This window comes from Oleiphilus sp. HI0128 (genome assembly GCF_001635365.1).
Map to the genome: position 1 here is coordinate 1 of NZ_LWGG01000380.1, position 917 is coordinate 917.

1 protein-coding gene is annotated in these 917 nt (G+C 45.1%); it reads left to right on the top strand.

What is annotated here, in order from left to right; genetic code table 11:
- On the top strand, nt 1-783 hold a 783-nt coding region (locus A3763_RS04690; RefSeq protein WP_068759922.1), incomplete at its 5' end, for an HD-GYP domain-containing protein.
- Nucleotides 784-917: the final 134 nt, after the last annotated feature.

Here is a 917-nt window from a genome sequence, read left to right on the forward strand (position 1 = left end):
AATACACTGATTAGTGATGGCCAGGTAGAAGGTACGCCTCAGGCGACCATGCTTAAGGTTATCGAAGATGTCAGAGGCTGCACTGCAGGCCAGGACCTGAAAGCACTTGATAAAGCAATGGACCAGCTGGTCGGGGCGAAGAAAAGTAGCACTGAAGAAGAAAAACCCGGCAGTATCGCGCTGAGCCTTGAGCATCAGGACAACCCTGACTTAGCATTTTTTAGAAAGCTTGCCTTACAGCTAGATGACTTAGGCATATACAAACAAGGTAGAACAGATTCCATTCTAGAGTTGTGCTTATCTACCAACAAAGACCTTGAAGAGCCTATCGATACAGACCAATTAACTGCTGCAGTCTATCTTCACGATATCGGCATGTCTTTAGTCTCGCCCGACATACTTAATAAGCCTAGCAAACTAAGCGACCAGGAATTTCGTACTATTCGCGGCCATATAGAGATGGGCTCAGAATTTCTAAGTCGTATGGAAGGTTGGACAGAAGCCGCCACGATGGTTGCTCAACACCATGAGCGATATGATGGTAAAGGCTACCCAAAGAATTTGGCAAACGAACAAATACACCGTGGTGCTATGTTAATCGCTTTGGCGGACACCTTCTATGCAGTAACCAACGAACGTGCAGATAGAAGCTACAAGAAGTCTCTGTTCAGTGCTGTCACACTCATTAATGGCGAAAGTGGCACGCAATTTCACCCTACCTATGTCGAAGCTTTTAACGAAACAGTTAGGCATCATTACGTCACTCGCAAAAATATGACATAAAATAGTACCCTAAACAGTAGCGCTGGTTACCAAGCGTTACTGTTTAATAAATGACCTGCTCGACTTCCCGCGCTATCATTAAAAAATAGCTATCTCGGCGGGAGCAATCATCATGACTATTTCACTCAACGGCG